Origin of the sequence: Streptomyces noursei ATCC 11455, assembly GCF_001704275.1 — a bacterium.
Taxonomy (GTDB): Bacteria; Actinomycetota; Actinomycetes; order Streptomycetales; family Streptomycetaceae; genus Streptomyces; species Streptomyces noursei.
Genome location: NZ_CP011533.1, coordinates 5502679 through 5524049, shown reverse-complemented (window position 1 = coordinate 5524049; position 21371 = coordinate 5502679). Strand labels below are relative to the sequence as shown.

Annotated in this window: 19 protein-coding genes and 1 tRNA gene; 8 read left to right on the top strand and 12 right to left on the bottom strand. The window is 74.0% G+C overall.

The features are described from left to right. Positions 1-82 precede the first annotated feature (82 nt). The 5 genes from SNOUR_RS23505 to SNOUR_RS23485 all read left to right on the top strand — a co-directional run bounded on the left by SNOUR_RS23505 (position 83) and on the right by SNOUR_RS23485 (position 3478). Complete coding sequence (locus tag SNOUR_RS23505) at positions 83-313, top strand: hypothetical protein (protein ID WP_067350472.1); 231 nt, start codon at positions 83-85, stop codon at positions 311-313. A 90-nt stretch (positions 314-403) separates the two neighbouring features. Further along, positions 404-886 carry a GNAT family N-acetyltransferase gene (locus SNOUR_RS23500; protein ID WP_067350470.1) on the top strand — a complete coding sequence of 161 codons (483 nt, stop codon included), beginning with the start codon at positions 404-406 and terminating at the stop codon, positions 884-886. Between the two features lie 135 nt (positions 887-1021). Beyond that, entirely contained in the window at positions 1022-1966 is a 945-nt protein-coding gene (locus SNOUR_RS23495) for an ABC transporter ATP-binding protein (protein ID WP_067350467.1), read from the top strand. After that, complete coding sequence (locus SNOUR_RS23490) at positions 1963-2946, top strand: ABC-2 membrane transporter-related protein (RefSeq protein ID WP_067350465.1); 984 nt, start codon at positions 1963-1965, stop codon at positions 2944-2946. The genes SNOUR_RS23495 and SNOUR_RS23490 overlap by 4 nt, the downstream gene beginning before the upstream one ends. Positions 2947-3082: 136 nt before the next feature. Continuing rightward, positions 3083-3478: a GntR family transcriptional regulator gene (locus tag SNOUR_RS23485; protein WP_067350462.1), complete on the top strand. Its 396-nt coding sequence runs from the start codon at positions 3083-3085 to the stop codon at positions 3476-3478. Between the two features lie 38 nt (positions 3479-3516). On the opposite strand, the gene SNOUR_RS23480 is transcribed toward SNOUR_RS23485, so the two are convergent. Together SNOUR_RS23480 and SNOUR_RS23475 are read right to left on the bottom strand one after the other, a co-directional pair. After that, on the bottom strand, positions 3517-4935 hold the full coding sequence (locus SNOUR_RS23480) for a sensor histidine kinase (protein WP_079142849.1): 1419 nt from the start codon (positions 4933-4935) through the stop codon (positions 3517-3519). A gap of 96 nt (positions 4936-5031) precedes the next feature. After that, the gene (locus SNOUR_RS23475) at positions 5032-5517 is read right to left on the bottom strand and encodes a hypothetical protein (protein ID WP_067350459.1); all 486 of its coding nucleotides are present in this window, start codon (positions 5515-5517) and stop codon (positions 5032-5034) included. A 342-nt stretch (positions 5518-5859) separates the two neighbouring features. Here SNOUR_RS23475 and SNOUR_RS23470 point away from each other — a divergent pair, with 342 nt between their 5' ends. Together SNOUR_RS23470 and SNOUR_RS23465 are read left to right on the top strand one after the other, a co-directional pair. Beyond that, a complete protein-coding gene (locus SNOUR_RS23470; protein WP_067350456.1) occupies positions 5860-6675 on the top strand; it encodes a MerR family transcriptional regulator in 816 nt (271 codons plus the stop codon). Positions 6676-6690: 15 nt separating this feature from the next. Continuing rightward, positions 6691-7962, top strand: a complete 1272-nt coding sequence (locus tag SNOUR_RS23465; RefSeq protein ID WP_067350454.1) for a glycosyltransferase — start codon at positions 6691-6693, stop codon at positions 7960-7962. Between the two features lie 80 nt (positions 7963-8042). On the opposite strand, the gene SNOUR_RS23460 is transcribed toward SNOUR_RS23465, so the two are convergent. Then, positions 8043-9269, bottom strand: coding sequence for a cytochrome P450 (locus SNOUR_RS23460; RefSeq protein ID WP_067350452.1), 1227 nt, complete (start codon positions 9267-9269; stop codon positions 8043-8045). 215 nt (positions 9270-9484) lie between these two features. On the opposite strand from SNOUR_RS23460, the gene SNOUR_RS23455 reads away from it, so the two are divergent. Further along, the gene (locus SNOUR_RS23455) at positions 9485-12619 is read left to right on the top strand and encodes an AfsR/SARP family transcriptional regulator (protein ID WP_067350450.1); all 3135 of its coding nucleotides are present in this window, start codon (positions 9485-9487) and stop codon (positions 12617-12619) included. A 47-nt stretch (positions 12620-12666) separates the two neighbouring features. On the opposite strand, the gene SNOUR_RS23450 is transcribed toward SNOUR_RS23455, so the two are convergent. The 9 genes from SNOUR_RS23450 to glp form a co-directional block, all read right to left on the bottom strand. Continuing rightward, positions 12667-14814, bottom strand: coding sequence for a bifunctional polysaccharide deacetylase/glycosyltransferase family 2 protein (locus tag SNOUR_RS23450; RefSeq protein ID WP_312633389.1), 2148 nt, complete (start codon positions 14812-14814; stop codon positions 12667-12669). A gap of 151 nt (positions 14815-14965) precedes the next feature. Continuing rightward, the gene (locus SNOUR_RS47490) at positions 14966-15553 is read right to left on the bottom strand and encodes a hypothetical protein (protein ID WP_174717893.1); all 588 of its coding nucleotides are present in this window, start codon (positions 15551-15553) and stop codon (positions 14966-14968) included. A 159-nt stretch (positions 15554-15712) separates the two neighbouring features. Then, on the bottom strand, positions 15713-16585 hold the full coding sequence (locus tag SNOUR_RS23440) for a chitosanase (RefSeq protein ID WP_067350447.1): 873 nt from the start codon (positions 16583-16585) through the stop codon (positions 15713-15715). A 395-nt stretch (positions 16586-16980) separates the two neighbouring features. Further along, positions 16981-17053, bottom strand: a tRNA-Ala gene (locus tag SNOUR_RS23435). Positions 17054-17129: 76 nt separating this feature from the next. Next, positions 17130-18173 (bottom strand): divisome protein SepX/GlpR, encoded by a 1044-nt coding sequence (gene sepX / locus SNOUR_RS23430; RefSeq protein WP_067350444.1) that lies wholly within the window; start codon positions 18171-18173, stop codon positions 17130-17132. Positions 18174-18325: 152 nt separating this feature from the next. Next, on the bottom strand, positions 18326-18949 hold the full coding sequence (locus tag SNOUR_RS23425; protein ID WP_067350441.1) for a GNAT family N-acetyltransferase: 624 nt from the start codon (positions 18947-18949) through the stop codon (positions 18326-18328). Positions 18950-18963: 14 nt separating this feature from the next. Beyond that, positions 18964-19464 (bottom strand): MogA/MoaB family molybdenum cofactor biosynthesis protein, encoded by a 501-nt coding sequence (locus tag SNOUR_RS23420; RefSeq protein ID WP_067350438.1) that lies wholly within the window; start codon positions 19462-19464, stop codon positions 18964-18966. After that, the gene (gene moaC, locus SNOUR_RS23415) at positions 19461-19943 is read right to left on the bottom strand and encodes a cyclic pyranopterin monophosphate synthase MoaC (RefSeq protein ID WP_039635630.1); all 483 of its coding nucleotides are present in this window, start codon (positions 19941-19943) and stop codon (positions 19461-19463) included. Before moaC ends, SNOUR_RS23420 begins: the two co-directional genes overlap by 4 nt. Positions 19944-20045: 102 nt before the next feature. Then, positions 20046-21368, bottom strand: a complete 1323-nt coding sequence (gene glp / locus SNOUR_RS23410; RefSeq protein WP_067350435.1) for a molybdotransferase-like divisome protein Glp — start codon at positions 21366-21368, stop codon at positions 20046-20048. Between the last annotated feature and the right edge of the window lie 3 nt (positions 21369-21371).

Below are 21371 nucleotides of genomic sequence, written 5' to 3'. Positions count from 1 at the left end.
CGGGACCGCTCCGATTAGCCTTTCGTCACTCTATGAAGTCACCGGGCTTCAGAGCGCACCACAGCACCCCCTTGGAGATGACATGCACACGCTTCGCAAGGCCGCCACGGCCGCCGCCATCCTGGGCGGCGTCGGCCTCCTCGCCACCGGCACCTCCCACGCGGACAGCGGCCTGCTCGGGGTCAAGCAGTCCAGTTCGTGCCTCACGCAGGTCATCCCCGTCGACGCCCTCGGCGAGGTCGGGGTCGGCGGCGGCCTCCAGTCCACCCACCTGCTTCCCAACCTGGGGTGCGCCAACTCCGTCGGCAAGTGAAGGGCGTCCGCCCGGGGGCGGCACCTCTCCAGTCCCGTCGGCGCCGCCCCGCCCTCCCGTTCCGCCCGCCGCTTCCGTACGCTTCCTGAGATGGAGATACGCCCCGTCCGCTACGACCACCCCGACGCGGTCCGGCTCGACGAAGAGGTCCAGCGGGAGTACGTCCGGCGTTACGGCGACGGCGATCTGACGCGGCTGGAACCGGAGATGTTCGTCCCGCCGCTGGGGCTGTACCTGATCGCCTACGAGGACGGCGTGCCGTTGGCCACCGGCGGCTGGCGGGTCCAGGAGGACACCGCCGAGGGGTACGCCTCCGGCGACGCCGAGATCAAGCGGATGTTCGTGGTGCCGCACGCCCGCGGCCGCGGGCTGGCCCGGCGGATCCTGGCCACGCTCGAAGCGGACGCCCGGGCCGCGGGCCGCACCCGGATGGTGCTGGAGACCGGCACCGAGCAGCCCGAGGCGCTCTCCCTCTATGCCTCCAGCGGCTATGCGATGGTCGAGAAGTTCGGCTACTACCGGACCTACGAGTCCAGCCGCTGCATGGGAAAGCCGCTGGTCGGGGCCGAGTAGCCCGGCCGTAGGCCCGATCGCGGAACCCCCTTCGCCGGCCCCCGCGGGCCGCCGTCACCCCTTCCCGCTTTGACAGGCCCCTGACCTCTCTCCATACTCATTCCACTAATTAACTAGCTAAAGGGGGGATGCAGCGTGCGCGACGGGAGCCCGGGCCCCTGGGCGATCGAGGCCGACAACCTGTGGAAGCGGTACCGCCGACGGTGGGCGCTCCAGGAATGTTCCTTCCGGCTCCCCGCCGGACGTGTCTGCGCGATGGTCGGCCCCAACGGCGCCGGCAAGAGCACCTTCCTGGGCATCGCGGCCCGCCTGATCCAGCCGTCCACCGGCACGCTGAAGCTGGGCGGCGTCCCGGTCGACGACCCCACCGTGCTGACCCGCGTCGCCTACCTCGCCCAGGACAAGCCGCTCTATCCGCGCTTCACGGTCGCCGAGACGCTCCGGCTCGGCCGCGAGCTGAACCCGCGCTGGGACCAGGCGCTGGCCGAGCGCATCGTCCGCTCCGGCGATGTGCCGCTGGCCGCCCGGGTCGGCACCCTCTCCGGCGGCCAGCGCACCCGCGTCGCCTTCGCGCTCGCCTTCGGCAAGCGCCCCGAGCTGCTGCTGCTCGACGAGCCGATGTCCGACCTGGACCCGCTGGCCCGGGACGAACTGTCCGGGCTGCTGCTGGCCGAGGCCGCCGAGCACGGCACCACCGTCCTGATGTCGTCGCACCTGCTGTCCGAGGTGGAGGAGATGTGCGACCACCTCCTCGTCCTGGCCGGTGGCCGGCTGCGGATGGCCGGCCCGACCGACGCGCTGGTGCCCGCGCACACCCTGGTGACCGGGCGGGCGGTCGACGGCCGGGTCCCCAGGGAGCTGGCCGAGCGGCACACCCTGGTCGAATCGCGGGTCAGCGGGCGGCAGTTCAGCGCGATGATCCGGACCGACGGACCGCTCGCCGACCGCCCGGAGGCCGCCCCCGACGCCCCCTGGGACGCCATGACGCCGAGCCTGGAGGAGATCCTGCTGGCCTGCATGCGCTCCCCCGACGCACCCGCCCTGATCATGGACGAGGCCCGGAAGGAGACCGCGGCATGAGCACCGCCACCACGACCCACGAGGCCGGAACGAGCAGCGGCACCGCCTCCGGACCGCTGCGCGGCACCCTCTGGCTGGTCTGGCGCCGGCACCGCGCCGCGCTGCTCACCGGCATCCTCGTCACCCTCGCCGCCTGCGCGCTCTTCTCGTACCAGCGGATCGGGCTGATGGGCCTGCTCGGCGAGCAGGGCACCGGGTCCGAGGCCCTCGCGGCGGAGTTCCGGTCCCGGTTCAGCCCGGCGTTCAACGGCGACATCCAGTTCCTCCAGCTGGTGCCGGTGATCGTCGCGGTGTTCCTGGGCGCCCCGCTGATCTCCGCCGAGTTGGAGCGCGGCACCCTCCGGCTGGTCACCACCCAGTCCGTGGGCCGCGGTCGCTGGCTCGCCGCCACGCTCGCCCTGCCGCTGACGGTCGTGGTGGCGTGCACCACCCTGCTGTCGGTGGTCTTCCAGTGGCTCTGGACGCCCGCCCGCTCCCTGGTCGTCGGGGGCGACTGGCTCAGCAGCGGCCCGTTCGACGTCACCGGCCCGGTCCTGGTCGCCAAGACCCTCTTCCTGACCGCCGTCGGCATCGCCCTCGGAAAGCTGATCAAGCGGGTGGTGCCGGCGATGCTGGTCACCGCCTTCACCGCGGCGGCGGTCAGCCTGGTCTGGGGCGAGAAGGTGCGGCCGCTGCTGGGCACCGCGCGCAGCATCACCTACCCGTACAACGGCGACGGCCCGGACCTGGCCTCCGACGCGGTCCGGATCGACGACTGGGTGGCCACCGCCGACGGCCGGCTCTTCGGCTTCAGCACCTGCGTCCACGACGCCCACCCCGACGCCTGCCGGGCCCGACTGGGCATCGTCAACCGCGTCACCGAGTACTTCTCCTACGACCAGATGGCCGGAATGCAGTGGCTCGGCACGGCCGCGCTGCTGGCGCTGACCGCCCTGGTCCTGGCGTTCGTGGTGTGGCGGGCCCGCAGGCGGCCGCTCTGAACGGGCGCCCGGCGCCGACCGGGAGGCGCTTTGACACCCGTCGCGGCCGGCCCGATCATCGAGCGGTCGGCCAGCGCGGCCCCGGCACACAAGCCGGACCCGCCGGCCGCGACACACCGCGCACAGAGGCAGAGAGGTGGTGAGCGCCGTCGAATTCCGGATCGACCGCCGCAGCGGCGTCGCCACCTACCTCCAGATCGTCCAGCAGGTCCAGCAGGCACTGCGGCTGGGCATCCTGGTGGAGGGCGACCGGCTGCCGACCGCCGCGCAGGTCGCCGCCAGCACCAAGGTCAACCCGAACACCACGCTCAAGGCGTACCGCGAGCTGGAGCGCGAGGGCCTGGTCGAGCCGCGGCCCGGCCTCGGCACGTTCGTCAGCCGCACCCTGGCCCGCCCCGACTCGGCCGCCGACGCCGTCCTGCGCGAGGAGCTGCGCGCCTGGATGGACCGCGCCCGCGCCGAGGGTCTGGACCGCGAGGACGTCCGGGCGCTGCTGAACTCCGTCCTGGAGGACCGCTTCGCGGAGGGGTGAGTCGCGCCGGGTCCGGGGCGGCGGCGGGCCGCGCCGGCTCACCGCCCGCCCTGGCCCCCGGTCTCCCCCGCATCCTCTCGCGGCCCGTGCACTCCATCCGCCGCGCCGGGACCGTCCGCCTCGCCAGGACCGTCCGACCCAGTGGGACCGTCCGTCCCCTCGGGCGCAGCGGGCCCGTCGGCCCCGTTCGGGCACAGTGCCCCCCGCAGATCGACGGTGGCCTGCGCCCCGCCCCCGGGCGGATTGGCGAAGCAGAGCCCGGCCCCCAGCACCCGCGCCTGCCCCGCGGCGATGGTCAGCCCCAGACCCAGCCCCGACCCGCCCCGGCCGCCGCTGGTCCGGAACCGCTGCGGGCCGTGGGTCAGCAGCGCCGCCGGGAAACCGGGCCCGGTGTCCCGCACCCGTATGACCCCGCCCTCGACCTCCACGGTCACCGGCGCCCTGCCGTGCCGCCGGGCGTTGCTGATCAGATTGACCAGGATCCGCTCGACCCGCCGCGGATCGGTCTCCACCAGCCCGTCCGCCAGCACCCGCACCCGTATCGCCCCGTCCACCGGCCGCGGGTCGCCGGGCAGCCGGTCCGCGCCGGCCGACCCGCTCCCGGGCCCGCCCGACTGCCCGGACGCCACGACCGCGCGCCGCACCAGCTCCCCCAGCGGCCGCACCTCCCGGTCCGCCTCCTCCGTGCGGGCGTCCAGCCGGGCCACCTCCAGCACGTCCTCCATCAGCCCGCGCACCCGCTCGGCCCGCTCCCGGACCATCGCGGCGGGCCGGGACGACGGCAGCAACCCGGCGGCGGCGACCAGCCCGGCGACCGGGGTCCGCAGCTCGTGGGCGATGTTCGCGGTGACGTCGCGCTCCGCCCGCAGCCGCCCGGCCAGGGTCTCCGCCATGGTGTTCACCGCCGCGGTGAGCTGCGCGATCTCGTCGTTCCCGGTCCGCGGCAGACGTGCGCCCAGATCGCCCTCGGCGATCCGCTGGGCGGTCGCCGCCGAGGCGGTCAGCCGCCGCCCGAGCCGGTGCGCGACCAGCAGCCCGACCACGCAGCCCAGCGCCGTGCCGGCGACCCCGGCCACCCACAGGATCCGGTCCAGCGCCTCGACGGTCCGCTGCTCCCGGTCGTAGGCGCGTTTCAGCGCGACGATGTCCGGGCCCACCTTGGTCGCCGCCCACAGATACGGCGTGCGGCCGCCCTGCTCCAGATAGACGCCCCGTCGGCCGCTCTCGACCAGCCTCTTCAGCGGGCCCGGCAGGTCCTTGGGGTTGACCAGCCCCCGCCCGGTGTCGACCCCGGCCGCCCGGTCCTGGACGGTGGTCTGGAGCCGGCCGGCGAGGCTGTGCCCGGCGAGGTCGAGCTGGGCGTTGACGGTGTGGTGGTGGACGAGCACGCCGACGAGGACCGCGACCACCGCCGCGGTGGCGGAGATCGCGATACCGATCTTGGCGCGCAGCCCCATCCGTTCCCCTCTCCGTTCCTCTCGTCGCTCGACTCGTCCCCGGCATGTGCACTCCGTCCCGGACAGCCCCGTGCCCCGGCACCCGGGGCGGCCGGACTACGGGACGTCGGGAAGGTGCAGGCTCACCCGCCCCAGCTCGGCGGCCTTCTCGCCGTGCACCTCGGGCGCGACCACACCGGCGCTGGAGTAGTACGCGAACCCTTCCTGCCGCTGCAGCCCGCTCAGCGTGACCTTCGCGCGGTAGGGCGTGCGGACGCACTCCGGCGCGCACCAGTCGCCGACGAGCCTGCCGCCGGCCACCGCGGTCGGGCCGCCCCACGACTCCCAGCGCAGCCCGATCAGCCGCGCGGAGTCGCCGAGCGGGAGGGCGCTCGGGCGCTGCAGCGGGCGCCCGACGGTGTCCGCCACGTAGACCGGCCCGGTGCGGGTGGTCGGCGCGACCGCCGGGCCCTCGTCCCGCAGCAGCGGCGACGGCCCGCCGCACCCGCCGAGCACCGCGCCGAGCACCACGGCGAGCAGCGCCGCGAGCAGCACGGCACCGGCGCCCCAGGCGGCTCGGGCGGTGGTGTTCGCTGCTCTCACGGATTCCTCGGGCTGCGGCGGACGGGCGGACGGCTGGCTCACCAGGTGCAACGGTTGCACCCAGCGCAGCAGATGTGCCCTGTGTGCACAAGGATGTACAGGATGCGCACACAAGAGCGAATACCTGTTTCCCGACAAATGTAACGGGGCCGCCCGCATTCCGACGTGCGTCCATGATCGCCGTCGCCGCCGCACCGCCCGCGCAGCCCGCCCGCCCTTGACCCTCACGTCACGTCAGGCCCCACCCTTGACCTGCGGCACACGGCGCCCGGCGCCGGTCCGCCGCGCACCACGCCCCACCTGTCCTCGCACGCACCCGCCACCACCGAAAGGCGCACTCCCATGGGATACCCGGTAGGCCAGGTCTCCGCCTTCGCCGGGGTCACCGTCCGCACCCTGCACCACTACGACAGGACCGGCCTGCTCCGCCCCGGCGAGCGCAGCCCCGCCGGCTACCGCCTCTACAGCGACGCCGACCTCGCCCGGCTCCAGCAGATCCTCTTCTACCGGGAGCTCGGTTTCCCGCTCGACGAGATCGCCACGATCCTGGCGGACCCCCAGGCCAACGCCCTCGACCAGCTCCGTACCCGGCACCGCCGCCTCACCGAGGAGATCAACCGGCTGCAGCGCCTGGTCGAGGTCGCCGAGCAGGCCATGGAGGTCCAGCAGACCGGCGTCCGGCTGACCCCTCAGGAGCGCTTCGAGGTCTTCGGCGAGATCGCCTTCGACCTGACGTACGCCACCGACGCGGACCGCAAGTGGCGCGACAGCGACGGCTACCGCCGCTCGATGGCCCGGGCCGCCACGCACTCCAAGGACGACTGGGCGCAGATCATGGCCGAGGCCGCCGACTGGCGGGCCCGGCTGACCGCCGCCTTCGACGCCGGCGAGCCGGCCGACGGCGAGCGCGCCATGGACCTCGCCGAGGAGCACCGCCGCCACCTCACCCGGTGGTTCACGCCCTGCCCCACCGACATGCACGGCCGGATCGCCGACGACTTCGCCGCCGATCCGCGCGCCTTCGCCCTGCTCGTCCCGCCCACCGAACAGCGGCCGGGCCTCGCCCCGTACCTGCGCACCGCCGTCCACGCCAACGCGGTCCGCCAGTCGCCCCCGGCGCCCACCACCGAGCCGGACGACCGGCACCACCGCCCCTGACCCGAGGCCGATCCCATGAACATCCTCATCGCCGCCGCCGGCTCCTACGGCGACATCGCCCCGTACACCGGCCTCGGCGCCCGCCTCCGGGCCGCCGGCCACCAGGTCGCCCTCGCCACCCACGACGGCCACGCCCCGCTGGTCCGCGCCGCCGGCCTGGACTTCCGCAGCCTCCCCGCCGACCCCCGCGCCGCCGGCCCCGGGGAGCCGGCCACCGCCGGCACGCCCACCGGCCGCCGCGCCCTGATGCGCCGCGCCGCCGCCTTCGTCGAACAGCTCGGCACCGGCATGGCCGACGCCGTCGCCCCGGACACCGAGCTGCTCCTGCTGACCACCACCACGGCCCCGCTCGGCTGGCACCTCGCCGAGGCGCTGGACATCCCGTCCGTCGGCGCCTACCTCGTGCCCACCGCGCCGACCCGCGCCTTCTCCCCCGTCGTCAGCGGCGGCCGGCAGCTGGGAGGTTGGGGCAACCGCACCGCCGGCCGCTTCTCCGCCCGCGTCGTCGACCGCCTCTACACCGGCGCCGCCCGCGCCCTGCGCACCCGGCTGGGCCTGCCGCCGGCCACCCCGGCGACGGTCCGCCGCCGCGTCGAGGCCGCCGACTGGCCCGTCCTGCACGGCTTCAGCGAACTGGTGGTGTCCCGCCCCGCCGACTGGCGCCCCGGCCTGGACGTCACCGGATACTGGTGGCCCCACCACGCCCCGGACGCCCAACTCCCGTCCGCCCTGGAGGACTTCCTCGACGCCGGCCCACCGCCGGTCTCCCTCGGCTTCGGCAGCATGGCCGCCGACGACGCCGAGCACCTGAGCGCCCTCGCCGTCCGCGCCCTGCGCCGCGCCGGCCTCCGCGGCGTCCTGCTGTCCGGCAGCGCCGCCCTGACCGCCGCCGACTCCCCGGGCGACGACATCCTCACCGTCCCCGCCGCGGTCCCGCACGCCCTCCTCTTCCCGCGCGTCGCCGCCGCCGTGCACCACTGCGGCGCCGGCACCTCCGCCGCGGCGCTGCGCGCCGGCGTCCCGTCGGTCCCGGTCCCGTTCACCGCCGACCAGCCCTTCTGGGCCGCCCGCCTGGCCGCCCTGGGCGCCGCCACCGCCGCCCTCCCCTTCCCCGCCCTCGCCACGAAGCTCTCCCTCGACGACGCGGTGGCCCGCCTCGCCGCCGCCCTCACCGAGGCCACCACCACCCCGGCCCTGCGCACCCGGGCCCGGGCCGCCGCCCGGCACCTCGCCGCCGAGGACGGCCCCACCGCCGCCCTGGCCGCCCTCGACCGCCTCGCGCGCTGACGCTCGTCCCACCCGCACCGCACACGGACAAGCCCCCGCCGGACGTCCCCGGCGGGGGCTTCACCGCGCGGCCGACGGCTCTACCGGGCCGTCTTCGTCCAGGTGACCGGCAGCGCGTGGACGCCGTAGATGCTCATGTCGGTCCGAAGTCTCACCTCGCCGGCGGGGACGGCGAGTTCGAGGGTCGGGAAGCGGCGCAGCAGTCCGCCGAACCCGGCACGCATCTCGACCCGGGCCAGCTGCTGGCCGAGGCACTGGTGGACGCCGTGCCCGAAGGACAGATGACCGCGGGCCCTGCGGTGGACGTCCAGGGTGTCGGGGTCGTCGAAGCGCCGGGGGTCGCGGTTGGCGGCCGACAGCGCGACGACGACGGTCGATCCCCTGCCGATGGTCTCGCCGGCGAGCTCGATGTCCTCCGTGGCGTAGCGGTAGAAGATGTCGGCGACGGACAGGTGGCGCAGGAGTTCCTCGACGGCGTCCGGCAGCAGTTCCGGGTCGGCGCGCAGTGCGGCCAGCTGCTCGGGGTGCTCCAGGAGCGCGAAGGTGCCCAGTGCCAGCATGTTGGCGGTGGTCTCGTGCCCCGCGAGCAGCAACAGGAAGGCGATGCCGACCAGTTCCTCGACGGCGAGGTCCTCGTCGCGGGCCAGGTCGGACAGGATGTCCTCGCCGGGCTCGGCCCGCTTGCGGGTGACCAGTTCGGCGAGGTACCTGGTCAGCCCGTCGTACGCGGTCATCTTCTCTTCGAGCGACTGGTCCTTGACCAGGATCTGGGCGGAGTTGGCCTGGAAGGTCTCCCGGTCCTCGTAGGGGACGCCGAGCAGTTCGCAGATCACCAGCGAGGGCACCGGCAGCGCGAACTCCTTGACCAGGTCGACCGGCGGGGCGAGCCGCGCCATCTCGTCCAGCTGGCGCTCGACGATGTCGCCGATGTGCGCTTCGAGTTGCTTCATGCGCCGGACGGTGAAGGCGCCGGTGAGCTTGCGCCGCAGCCGGGTGTGGTCCGGCGGGTCCATGGCGACGAACAGGCCCGGCACCTGCGGGGACGGTTCGGTCATGGCGGGCATGCCGGGGGTCTCGTACGGCAGGTGCAGCACACCGATGTCCTGGCGGGAGCTGAAGCGGGTGTCGGCCATGAGCTGGCGCACCGCGTCGTAGCCGGTGACGAGCCAGCCCTCGTGGCCGTCGGGGAAGACCAGGGGACTGACCGGGCGGCCCTCGCGCAGCCGGGTGAGGTCGCGGGGCGGGTCGAAGGGGCCCGCATCGCGCTCCGTGGGGAGGCCGTGCGGGATGCGAACCGTTTCGCTCATCGGATGTCCTTTCGTGGCAGCTCGTGCGGTCACGCTCGCCGACGCCCCTGACACACCGCTGACACGGCTCTGACACCGACCGCGCCCGGTGACGGCCCGTCTCCCGGCAGCGGATCGTGCCCCGGGCCGGCGTCCCGAAAACCCTTGCCCGGCAACCGTCTCCGCCGCGTCGAACCGCCGGGGTCGCGCCCCTCGCCCATGGCAAAATCAGCCGGGTGCAGATCGGGATACTGGGGCCATTCGAGGTGCGCACGGCGGACGGCGTCCTCACCGACGTGCCCGGCGCCCGGCTGCGCGGACTGCTGATCGCCCTCGCGCTCGAAGCAGGCCACCTCGTCCCGAAGGCGACGCTCATCGACTGGATCTGGGGTGAGCACCCGCCCGCCGACGCGACAAATGCCTTGCAGCGCCTGGTTTCCCGGCTGCGGAAGGTACTGCCGGAGAAGTCCGTCGAGGGGCAGCCGAACGGCTACCGGCTGACGGTGGCACCCGACGCCGTCGACGCCGTGCGGTTCGAACGCCTCGTCGGCCGGGCCCGCGACGACGACGATCCGCGGCGGCTGCGCGAGGCCCTCGCACTGTGGCGCGGTGCGGCCCTGCAGGACGTCGGTCTGCGGGACAGCGCGGCGTTCGACGCGGCCGTCACCCGGCTCGACGGGATGCGCCTGACGGCCATGGAGGATCGGTTCGACGCGGAGATCGGCCTCGGCCGCGGCGGGGACCTGGTCACGGAACTGACCGACCTGGTGGCCGCGCACCCGGTCCGGGAACGGCTGGTCGCCGCGTTGATGCGGGCCCTCGTCGCGACCGGTCGCGACACCGAGGCGCTGCTCGTGTACCAGCGCACCAGGGAAAACCTGGCCAACACGCTCGGCGTCGACCCCTCCCCGGAGCTGTCCGCCGTCCATGTCGCGCTGCTGCGGGGCGAGTTGGGCCGCCCGTCGGAGCACCGCAGGACCAACGTGCGCGCCGAGCTGACCAGCTTCGTCGGCAAGGACGCCGATGTCGCCGCGGTCCGCGAACTCACCGCCGAGCACCGGCTCACCACCCTGATCGGGCCGGGCGGCTCGGGAAAGACCAGACTCGCCACGGAGACCGCGCGCACCCTGCTCGACGACCTGCCGGACGGGGCCTGGCTGGTGGAACTCGCGGCCGTCGGCGCGGACGGCGACGTGGCGCATGCGACGCTCGCCGCGCTCGGCCTGCGGGACGCGCTGCTCGGTGAGGCGCCGTCGGACGCGGAGCCCACGGACCGGGCCGTCGCCGCGGTCCGCGACCGGGCGATGTTGCTGATCCTGGACAACTGCGAGCACGTGATCGAGTCCGCGGCGGCGTTCGCCCACCGGATGCTCGGGGAGTGCCGGCGGCTGCGGATCCTCGCGACGAGCCGGGAACCCCTCGGCATCATCGGCGAGGCACTGTGGCCGGTCGCGCCGTTGGCCCTCCCCGCCGAGGACGCCGACCCCGACGAGATCGCGTCCTCCCCGGCCGTCCGGCTGCTGCGGAGCCGGGCCGGCGCGGTGCGCAAGGACCTCGTGGCGGACGCCCGCACCCTGTCGACCATGGCGCGCATCTGCCGGGCGCTGGACGGCATGCCGCTGGCGATCGAACTCGCCGCGGCCCGGTCGCGCACCCTCTCCCTCGACCAGCTCGCCCATCGGCTCGACGACCGGTTCCGCCTGCTGACCGGCGGCAGCCGCACCGCGCTGCCACGGCACCGGACACTGCGCGCGGTGATCGACTGGAGCTGGGAACTGCTCACCGACGCCGAACGGACGGTGCTGCGCAGACTCTCGGTGTTCTCCGGCGGCGCGAGCCTGGAAGCGGCCGAGCGGGTCTGCGCGGGCGGCGCCGTCGGGACGGGTCAGGTGCTCGATCTGCTGACCGCCCTGACCGAGAAGTCCCTGGTGCTCGCCGAGGGCGACCGGGCACCGCGCTACCGGATGCTCGGCACGGTCAAGGAGTACGCCGAGCAGCGCCTCGCGGAGGCGGGGGAAGCGGAGCCGACCCGCCGTGCGCACCTCGCGTGCTTCACCGAACTCGCCGCCGCCGCGGAGCCGCACCTGCGCCGCGCCGGCCAGTTGGAATGGCTCGCCGTGCTCACCGCCGAGCACGACAACATCGGCGCCGCGATGCGCGGTGCGCTCGCGGCCGGCGACGCGGACGGGGCGATGCGGCTCGCCGCCGCCGCCGGCTGGTACTGGTGGCTCGGCGGGCACAAGGCCGAGGGCAACGAGCTGATCATGGCGGCGGTCGCGCTGCCCGGCGAGGTGCCCGCCGAGACCCGGGCCCTGGTGTACGCCTTCGTCGTGCAGTTCGTGACCTCCGGGCAGCAGGGCGACCAGTACCGCGCGGCCGAGTGGATCCACCGGGCCTACGCGATCAGCCGGGGGGTGCGGAGCCGGCACCCGGCGCTGGAGTTCGTCGTCCCCCTGGAACGCATGCTGCACGCGCCGGACGCGTTCCTGCCGGCGCTCGAACCGCTGCTCGCCCACGAGGACCCCTGGGTGTGCGCGATGGCCCGGCTGCACCTCGGCAAGACGCGGATCATGCTCGGGCACGCCGGCCGGGACGCCGACGCCCATCTGGAGGCCGCGCTCACCGAGTTCCGCGCGCTCGGCGAGCGGTGGGGAATCGCGTTCGCCCGCACCGAGCTGGCGGAACGCCTCGCCGTCCGCGGCGATTTCGCCGGCGCGTGCGCGCACTACGAACAGGCCGTCGCGGTCGTCACCGAGGTCGGTGCCATCGAGGACGCCGTACGGATGCGGTCGCTGCAGGCCCAGTTGTACTGGCTGTTGGGCGATGCGGAGTCGAGCGCGGCCGCGATGGCCGAGGCGCAGCGGTACGCGGAACGCGCCGCCTGGCCGAACGTGCTGGCCGAGCTGGCCCTGGCGCAGGCGGAGCTCGCACGCTGGAACGGCGACGCCGCGCAGGCGCACCGCCAACTCGACCTCGCGACGGCGCTGTTGGGCGACGACGCCGGGCGCGCGATCGTCCGCGCGATACTCCAGGACCTCCTCGGCTACCTCGCCACGGACCACGACGAGGCCCGCACACACCGCATCGCGGCCTTTCGGGCGGCGTCCGAGGCGGGGCACGCCCCCCTGATCGCCCGGGCGCTCGTCGGAACCGCGGATCTGGCGCTGCGCGACGAGCAGTACGAGCAGGCCGCGCGGCTGCTCGCGGCGAGCGCCCGCGTGCGCGGCCTGCCGGACCGCTCCCAACCGGACGTGGCCCGCATCGAACAGGCCGCACGGCACCACCTCGGCGCCGCCCGGTTCACCGAGGCGACACAGGAAGGCACCCGGGCCGACTGGCGCGACCTGGCCGCCCGCACGCTCCCCGGCTGACCCCCGCGCCCGACGGCACGCCACGGCACCGCACGAAGGGGCCCCCGTCAGCCCCGCGCCTCCGACGTCGGTGACAGCGGCGGTTCCTGGTGGGAGCCGTAGCGCTCCATGCGCTGCCAGCGCAGGCGGCTGCCGGACAGGGCCGTGGCCACCGACTGGACCACGACGAGGTACATCAACTGGCGGTAGACGAACTGCTGGAACGGCAGGCTCCACAGCGGTCCGAGCCGTTCGCCGTCGAGCCGGAAGGCATAGGTCCCGGTGACGACCTGGACGAGCAGGAACGAGCACCACAGCAGCAGTACGTGGACGGGGTCGAGGAAGATCAGCCCGTACACGCTCAGCACGTCGACCAAGGGTGCCAGCAACGGCAGCAGCACCTGGAAGAGCAGCAGGAAGAGCAGCCCGCGACGGCCGAACGTGCCGGCCGCCCCGCTCTGGCGGGCGGCACCGCGGTGCTTCCACATCGCCTGCAGGGTCCCGTAGCACCAGCGGTAGCGCTGCCGCCACAGGGCGCCGAGGGACGCGGGGGCCTCGGTCCAGGCGATGGCCTTCTCCTCGTAGACCACGCGCCAGCCGTCACGCCAGATCGCCATGGTGAGGTCGGTGTCCTCGGCGAGCGTCGCCTCGGAGACCCCGCCGACGCGCACCAGCGCGGCCCGGCGCCAGGCGCCGATCGCGCCCGGCACCGTGGGCATGCACCGGGCCAGGTCGAAGAGCCGCCGGTCCAGGTTGAAGCCGACGACGTACTCGATGTGCTGCCAACGGCCCAGCAGACCGCGCCGGTTGACGACCTTGGCGTTGCCGGAGACCGCTCCGATCCCCGGGTCGGCGAACGGCTGGACCAGATGGCGGACCGCGTCCGGCTCGAAGACCGTGTCGCCGTCCATCATCACCACGATCTCGTGCGAAGCGGCCGCGATCCCCGTGTTGAGCGCGGCGGGCTTGCCCGCGTTCTGCTGGCGGATCACCCGTACGCCCGGCAGGCCGAGCGCCTCGACGATGTCGGCGGTGCCGTCGCTGGAGCCGTCGTCCACGACGATGATCTCGACCGGGTGGTCGGAGGCGACCAGGGACCGGACGGTCGCCTCGATACCGGCCGACTCGTTGTAGGCCGGCACGATCACCGACACCGGTTCGGTGACCGGCGCTCCCCACGCCTTCCTGGCCTCCCGCCGGTGCCTGGCCGCGGCGATCATGGAGATCACCGCGCGCAGGATGCCCAGCAGTCCGGCGACGAGCAGCAGCATGTCGAGGCCATCGAGCCCCCAGACCGCCCCCTTGAGCAGCCACAGCAGCCCGACGCCGAGCAGGTGCTCGCCGGTGGAGGAAGGGAGGTTGGCGTCGGCGAGGTGGAATGCCTGGCTGACCGTCTGGAAGCGGTAGCCGCGCGCCTTCAGGCGCGGGATCAGCGTGTCCAGCGCGGCCACGGTCTGCGCGCGGTCACCGCCCGCGTCGTGGAACAGGACCACCTGGCCGGTGCTCCCGGGCGGGGTGGCGTTCCGGACGATCGTCTTCACGCCGGGCTTCTGCCAGTCCTCGCTGTCCTGGGTGACCAGCACGGTCAGGTAGCCCTGCTTGCCGAGCTGTCGCATCGTGGCCCAGTCGGCGTTGCCCACCGCGTCGGCGCCGGACGAGTACGGCGGGCGGAAGAGGTTGCTGGTGACCCCCGCGGCGCCGGCCACCGCGAGCTGGTCCTCGCGCATCTCCAGATTGCGCTGCCAGCCGGGCAGGCTGGGCAGATAGGGGTGGGTGAAGCTGTGCAGGCCGAGTTCGTCGTGGTCCTTCGCCATCCGCGCGACCAGATCGGGGTGGGTGGCCACGCCGGTGCCCACGAGGAAGAAGGTCGCGGGCACGTGGTGCCGTTCCAACGTCGCCAGGACCTTGGGGGTCCAGGTCGGGTCCGGGCCGTCGTCGAAGGTGAGCACCACGGTGTGCGCGGGTGGCGTGAGCGAGACCGGTTTGGAGCCGCCTGCGGAGATCACCGGGCCGCCGTTCTCGACCGAGGTCGGCACCTGGTCGATGGGACCCTGCGGGGGGTTCCCGCCGTCGTCCTGGAAGCCGAACATGTGCTGCGTGTAGCCCTCGATGAGCAGTGTGAGGGTGAGGGTCAGCACCATGGTCACCAGCAGCACCCAGTGGGTGCGCACCGGCGTTTCGCGGGCGGTACGGCCACGCCGTGGAGAAGTGGTCACATCAGTGATTTCTGGATGGGTGACGAGTTCGGGAACCGGTCGGCCTGCCGGGGAGGTGGCGGGGGAGGGCCGCGCGGCGCCGCGAGGAGTCGGTGGGGCACTGCGGGCGCGGCCCGGGGACCGAGCGGTTCCTGATGGTTCGTCAGATCAGTCAGGGCGTGCCGTGGGTGGGCAGGATGGGGGGCGGCGCGGTCGGGGTCCGCTTCGGGTGCGGGGACGGCTTGGGGCTCGGAGACGGCTTGGGGCTCGGGGACCGCTTCGGGCCCGGGGACGGTTTCGGGCTCGGCGACGGTTTCGCCGTCGAGCGCGACTTCACCTTGGCGGACGCGCCGCCGACGACCTTCGACACCGTCACCGCCCGACCCGGGCTCCGATGCCGCTCGACGATGGCCACGGCCGTCGGGGAGGTCCGGGGCCGGGGCGTCTTGTGCGTGGCGACGGCGCTCGCGCCCGGCTTCGGCCGCATGGGGTGCGGCAGCAGCGCCGGCAGGGTCGGGCCGCCCAGGAGGGTGCTGACGAGCAGGGCGACGTAGGCCACCGCCGGAGTCACCAACGCGGCCACCAGGAGGCGCAGCCGTCTGCGGCGGCCTCCCGACGCGTCGACGAAAATGGGTTTGGGAGTGGGGCGCCGGATCGGTTTGCCACTGAGCCGCAGCGTGTCACCGGTGGACTCGGCCGGGGATCCGGCCGCGGTAGGCCCCTGAGAGGGAACATCGGGAGACGTGGACGCGTCAGGCATCACTTCGTCCCCGGCGGGCGCCTGGCCCTCCGGAATGGTCTGCACAAGATCCGGACACTAATGGCTCAATTTATACGGGCGGTACAGGGGCCCTTAAGCCTGCGAAAAAAGTCAGCAAAGGCGATGCCCGACCCGGCGCCGTGGGCGGCGCGAAGCGGGTCAGTCCTGCGGCCTGTTGATGGTTTTCCTGAAGTCGGCGCCCACGGTCAGCGGACCCTTCAGATCCCACGCGCCGCGGTCCGCGAGCTCCTGCAGGGCCTGCGACCGGTCGACCGCCTGCGGCCAGTCGTGCTGACGGTCGGGGGTGCAGGGGTGCTTCATGTGCTTCTGGCGGACCGCGTTGAACCGCGTCAGCCACTGCGCCTCGTTCACCCCGGAGGCCGGGTTCCCCCCGAGCGCCTCGTCGGTCTCCTGGGCGATCTTCACCATGCCGTCGCAGTCGTCCGCGCCCTGGCCCATCATCAGGGCGGTGTCGAAGAGGTTCTCCAGGCCCAGTTCGCTCTTCACCCCCTCCCGCGCGCCCAGCTTCACGGCCGGGGCGAGGTACGTGTCGTGTCCGACCCGGATCTGCAGCCTCCGGAAGGTCGGGTCCAGGGCGGCCTTCTTCCAGTCGCGCACGAACGCCGCGCCCAGCGCGCCGGTGTCCTCGCTCCCCGAGTCGGCCAGTCGCTGGAGGACGGACGTGTACTTCGCGAGCACGTTGCCGGGTGCGGCGGCGTCGTACGACCTGACCAGCCCGAGCATGTCGCCGCTCTGGCTGCAGAACCCGACCCACCCCGCCGTGTAGCCACAGCCGTCGTGCAGATCGGTGATGTAGGCGTACTGCGGAACGGTGGCACCGTTCTCGAACACCGCGGTGATGTCGTCCATCATCAGGATCGCCGCCGGTCCCGCCGCGGGAGCAGCCGGAGCACCGGTCGCACCCCCGGCCTCGTCGGCCTTGTTGCCCTGATCGGCCCGGTCGGCCGTACCGGACGTGCAACCGCCCAAGGCGAGCACCGCACCGAGGACGACGAGCAAGGTGCGACGCATTCTGGTCAACTCCACGAACCGCTCCGGCCTGTTCTTGCCTCTTCTTGCCCCCGGGTCTCGCCGGAGACCTTAGCGCGCCGAGTATGCGCTGGTCAGAGCGGCGGTGGGATACGCCGGCCGGCTCCGGCTCCGCGCTCACCACACGCCGTGCCACGCCGCCCGAACCGCGGCTTGCCGGGCGGGAGTTCACCGCCCGGACGGACAAGCCCGGCGTCCGGCGCACCCGCCCGCACGTGCGGTCCGCCGCCGGCGGCGCCCGACGCCCACCCCCGGACCGCGCTCCGGCCCCTTCACCACAGCAAGATCGCCGACGCCGCGGCAGTTGCGGCACGTCGCCGCCGCACGACACCAAAGAGCCCCTGCCGGATCTCTCCGACAGGGGCTCTTTCGCACGGTGGACCTGAGGGGACTCGAACCCCTGACCCCCTCGTTGCGAACGAGGTGCGCTACCAGCTGCGCCACAGGCCCTTGCGACGAGTGAAACTCTAGCATCCCGTTCGCCGTGCTCGGAAATCGCTTCCGGTGCTGGTCAGTGGGAGGTCCGTCACTCGTTCGCCGCGCGCGGGCGGTCCTCGTCCTCGTACTGGTCGAAGAGCGGCGTCCGGCCGCGGGCGCGGCGGCCCGGGTGGGTGGGGCGGTCCTGCGAGGGGCTGGGCTGCGGGCGCTCGGGGACGGAGCTGGAGCGGGCGGAACTCCAGGCGTCGTCGGCATCCAGGTCGACGTGGCTGGTGGCGCGCGGGGCGACCGGGGCGGTGACGTAGGTGGGCAGCGGGACCGGGACGGGCTCCCAGCTGCCGGTGGCCGGGCGGCGGCGCTCCCGCTCGCGCTGCTGGTCGACCCACTCGGCGTGGTCGGTCTCCTCGACGAGGGCACGGGCGCCGGCGGTGTGCGGGGGCGCCGCCGGACGGGGCGGCTCGGGGGCGGCCTCGACGGCGTCAGCGTGGACGGCGGGCTGGTGGTCGGCGGCGGGCGGCTGGTCGGCCGCCTGGTGAGGGCGGGGTCGGCCCTCCCGCAGTCGTCGCGCTGCCGCCTCCGCCTTGCGCTGGTCCATGGTGAAGGTGAAACGGCGGCGCTCCTGGGCGCGCAGATAGACGATGTAGGCAGTCAGGAGCACGGCGGGAAGGGCGGGGGCCCAGAAGAAGGGCAGGCCGCCCACGGCCGCGGCGATGGCGCCGGCGGTGAAGGCGAGGAACAGCATGGTGATGGTGCGCCGGCGACGGGCCAGGACCTTGGCGCGCTTGGTGCGCTCGGCGAGCGAGGAGCGCGGCGGGGCGTCGTGCGCCCGGGTGGGGGTGTCGTCGGGGAGCGCCGGGGCCGGTGCGGGGTCGCCGAAGGACCGGTCGCCGGCCGGGTCGTCCAGCGCGTCCGGTTCCTGCTCGTCGCCGGCATCGTCGGCGGGGCGCGCCCCGCGCTCCTTGTCGTAGCGGCGCTGCATGGCCGCACGCCCGGACAGGAGCCGGATGGCCGTGCTGAAGCGCTCGGTGGGACGGGCCTCGTTGAGCTCGTCCTGCCTACGGAGCCACATCGGCACCAAATAGGCGGCCCAGGCCCCGACGATGACTGCGTAGATGAGGCCGCTGCTTCTCACAACTCACACGGTAGAGGGGTTTGCGTGGGGCCATCCGCCAATTGGGCCGGTGTGTCGCACGATCTGGCTGATATCTCGAACTTTTTTTGTGATTGTTGCGATGGGGTTGTGGTGAATGCGGGGACGACAGCGGTGTAATTCGAACATGCTTTTTATTTGTGGGGTGTGTCGGAGCGGCCGGTCGCCCCGGGTCGCCGGCTCCGCCAGCGGCTGAGAAGTCCCTCCGGCACTTCCTCCGCGGTCAGCGCGAAAACCGCGTGGTCGCGCCAGGCGCCGTCGATGTGGAGGTAGCGGGGGCGGATGCCTTCCTCGCGGAAGCCGAGTTTCTCCACGACGCGACGGCTGGGGATGTTTTCCGGCCGAATGCAGACCTCGATGCGGTGCAGTCCGACGGTGCGGAAACAGTGGTCGACGGCGAGCGCCACCGCGGTCGGCATGACGCCGCGGCCGGCGACTTCCTGGTCGACCCAGTAACCGATATGGCCCGAGCACATCGAGCCCCAGGTGATACCCGCGACGGTGAGTTGGCCGACGAGCCGGCCGCGGTATTCGACGACGAACGGCAGCATCCGGCCGGCGTGCGCCTCGGCCCGCAGATGGCGCACCATCTGCCGGAAGGTGGGGCGGTGCGGCACCGGGACACCGGGCGGGGCCGGCGGGACGGTCGCCTCCCAGGGGCGCAGCCAGTCGCGATTGCGGCGGTTGACCTCCCGCCAGGGGCGTTGGTCGCGCAGCCTTATGGGGCGGAGGGAGATCTCTCCGTCCGTCAGGACCACCGGCCAGGGCGTGTTCAGCTGGGGCTCCCGGAGGGACTGGGGTGGTCGCCGCCGCGGATCTGGTCGACGGCGTGCGGGAGGAGGTCGGCGAGGACGGCCAGGCCGTCGCGCACCCCACCGGTCGAGCCGGGGAGGTTGACGATCAGGGTGCGGCCGGCGACGCCCGCCAGGCCGCGGGAGAGGGCGGCGGTGGGGACCTTGGCGCGGCCGGCGGCGCGGATCGCCTCGGGGATGCCGGGGACCTCGTGGTCGAGGACCCTGCGGGTGGCCTCGGGGGTGCGGTCGGTGGGCGAGATGCCGGTGCCGCCGGTGGTCAGCACCACGTCGTAACCGGCGGCGACGGCGTCGCGCAGGGCGGCCTCCACCGGGTCGCCGTCGGGGACTACCCGCGGGCCGTCGACCGCGAAGCCCATGGCGGTCAGGCCCTCGACGAGCAGCGGGCCGCCCTTGTCCTCGTAGACGCCGGCGGCGGCACGGTTGGAGGCCGTGACCACCAGGGCGCGGGCGGGGCTCACGACCGGCTCCAGTCACCGGACTTGCCGCCGGTCTTCTCCTCGACCCGGACGTCGGAGATCACCGCGGCCTTGTCGACCGCCTTGACCATGTCGACGACGGTGAGCGCGGCGACCGACACGGCGGTCAGGGCCTCCATCTCGACGCCGGTGCGGTCGGTGGTCTTGACGGTGGCGGTGATCTCGACGGCCTCGTCGGTGACGGCGAGGTCGACCGTGACGCCGGAGACCGCGAGCGGGTGGCACAGCGGGATCAGTTCGGGGGTGCGCTTGGCGCCCATGATGCCGGCGATGCGGGCGGTGGAAAGGGCGTCGCCCTTGGGGACTCCCTCGCCGCGCAGCAGCTCGACGACGCGCGGTGCGACCAGCACCCGGCCGCGGGCACGGGCGGTCCGGGCGGTGACGTCCTTGCCCGAGACGTCGACCATGCGGGCCGCGCCGGCCGCGTCGAGATGGGTGAGGTGTTGCTGGCCGCTGCTCATCGTTCTCCCGCTCCATACTGCCGCCTGTGGGACGACACCGTACCCCCGGCCCCGGAGGGCCTCCGCTACGGGCCGTCCCGCCACCGGTGCTCCCGGTGGGCGTCAGTGCTGTCCGAGCGGGATGACCTCCACGGTGGCGTCCGCGGGGACCTCGGTGGCGTCCTCGGGGACGACGATCAGGGCGTCGGCGTGCGCCATCGCCTTGATGAGGTGGGAGCCGCTGCCGCCGACCGGGGTGACCGTGCCGGCCACCGGGTCGTAGGAGCCGCGGAGGAACTGCCGCCGGCCGCGGGGCGAGGAGCCGAGCGGCTCGGTGACGCGGGCGCGGGCGGTGCGGCGGTGCACCTCGGGGTGGCCCATCAGCGTGCGGATGACGGGGCGGACGAACAGTTCGAAGGAGACGTAGGAGCTGACCGGATTGCCGGGCAGGGCGAGCAGCGGGATGCGGTCGGGGCCGATCAGGCCGAAGCCCTGGGGCTTGCCGGGCTGCATGGCGAGCTTGCGGAACTCGACCCGGCCCTCGTCGCTGGAGAGGTCGGCCAGGGTCTCCTTGACGACGTCGTACGCGCCGACGCTGACGCCGCCGCTGGTGACCAGGACGTCGGCGCGGGCGTACTGGTCCTCCAGGGCGGCGCGCAGCGTCTTCGCGTCGTCGGCGACGGCGCCGACGCGGTAGGCGAGGGCGCCGGCCTCGCGGGCGGCGGCGGTGAGCTGGAAGCTGTTGGAGTCGTGGATCTGGCCGGGGCCCAACGGCTCGCCGGGCGGGACCAGTTCGCTGCCGGTGGAGAGCACCACGACCCGGGGGCGACGGTGGACCATGACGGTGTCCAGGCCGAGGGCGGCGAGCAGGCCGAGCTGGGTGGGGCCGAGGACGGTGCCGGCGGGCAGGGCCGGGTCGCCGGCCTGCGCGTCGCCGCCGGCCCGGCGGATGTGGGCGCCGGCGGCGGCCGGGCGGTGCACCCGGACCTCGCCGCCCGCGTCCTGCGGGGCGGCGCTGTGGGCGCGCATCGTGGCGGCCGGGCCCTGGCCGGTGCCGCCGTCGGTCCACTCGACGGGGACCACCGCGTCGGCGCCGGGCGGCACCGGGGCGCCGGTCATGATGCGGGCGGCCTGGCCGGGCCCGACGGTGGGGAGTTCACCACTGCCGGCGGCGACGTCGCCGATGACGGTGAGGGTGGCCGGGGACGCCTCGGTGGCGGCCGCGACGTCGGCGGCACGCACCGCGTAGCCGTCCATGGAGCTGTTGTCGAACGGCGGCAGCGGCAACGGGACGGTGAGGTCCTCGGCGAGGACGCAGCCCTGGGCGTCGAGGAGTTGCCGGGTGACCGGGGCCGGCGGGCGGAGCCGCGCCAGCACGTCGTCGAGGTGTTCGGCCACCGACCAGACGCGGTCAGGGTGGGAGGTCCGGTCGGTGGAGCCGTTCAACGT

Coding starts and splice junctions, on each gene's coding strand:
- SNOUR_RS23505 (WP_067350472.1), top strand. CDS start 83: ATGCACACGCTTCGCAAGGCCGCCACGGCCGCCGCCATCCTGGGCGGC.
- SNOUR_RS23500 (WP_067350470.1), top strand. CDS start 404: ATGGAGATACGCCCCGTCCGCTACGACCACCCCGACGCGGTCCGGCTC.
- SNOUR_RS23490 (WP_067350465.1), top strand. CDS start 1,963: ATGAGCACCGCCACCACGACCCACGAGGCCGGAACGAGCAGCGGCACC.
- SNOUR_RS23480 (WP_079142849.1), bottom strand. CDS start 4,935: ATGGGGCTGCGCGCCAAGATCGGTATCGCGATCTCCGCCACCGCGGCG.
- SNOUR_RS23470 (WP_067350456.1), top strand. CDS start 5,860: ATGGGATACCCGGTAGGCCAGGTCTCCGCCTTCGCCGGGGTCACCGTC.
- SNOUR_RS23465 (WP_067350454.1), top strand. CDS start 6,691: ATGAACATCCTCATCGCCGCCGCCGGCTCCTACGGCGACATCGCCCCG.
- SNOUR_RS23460 (WP_067350452.1), bottom strand. CDS start 9,269: ATGAGCGAAACGGTTCGCATCCCGCACGGCCTCCCCACGGAGCGCGAT.
- SNOUR_RS47490 (WP_174717893.1), bottom strand. CDS start 15,553: ATGCCTGACGCGTCCACGTCTCCCGATGTTCCCTCTCAGGGGCCTACC.
- SNOUR_RS23440 (WP_067350447.1), bottom strand. CDS start 16,585: ATGCGTCGCACCTTGCTCGTCGTCCTCGGTGCGGTGCTCGCCTTGGGC.
- moaC (WP_039635630.1), bottom strand. CDS start 19,943: ATGAGCAGCGGCCAGCAACACCTCACCCATCTCGACGCGGCCGGCGCG.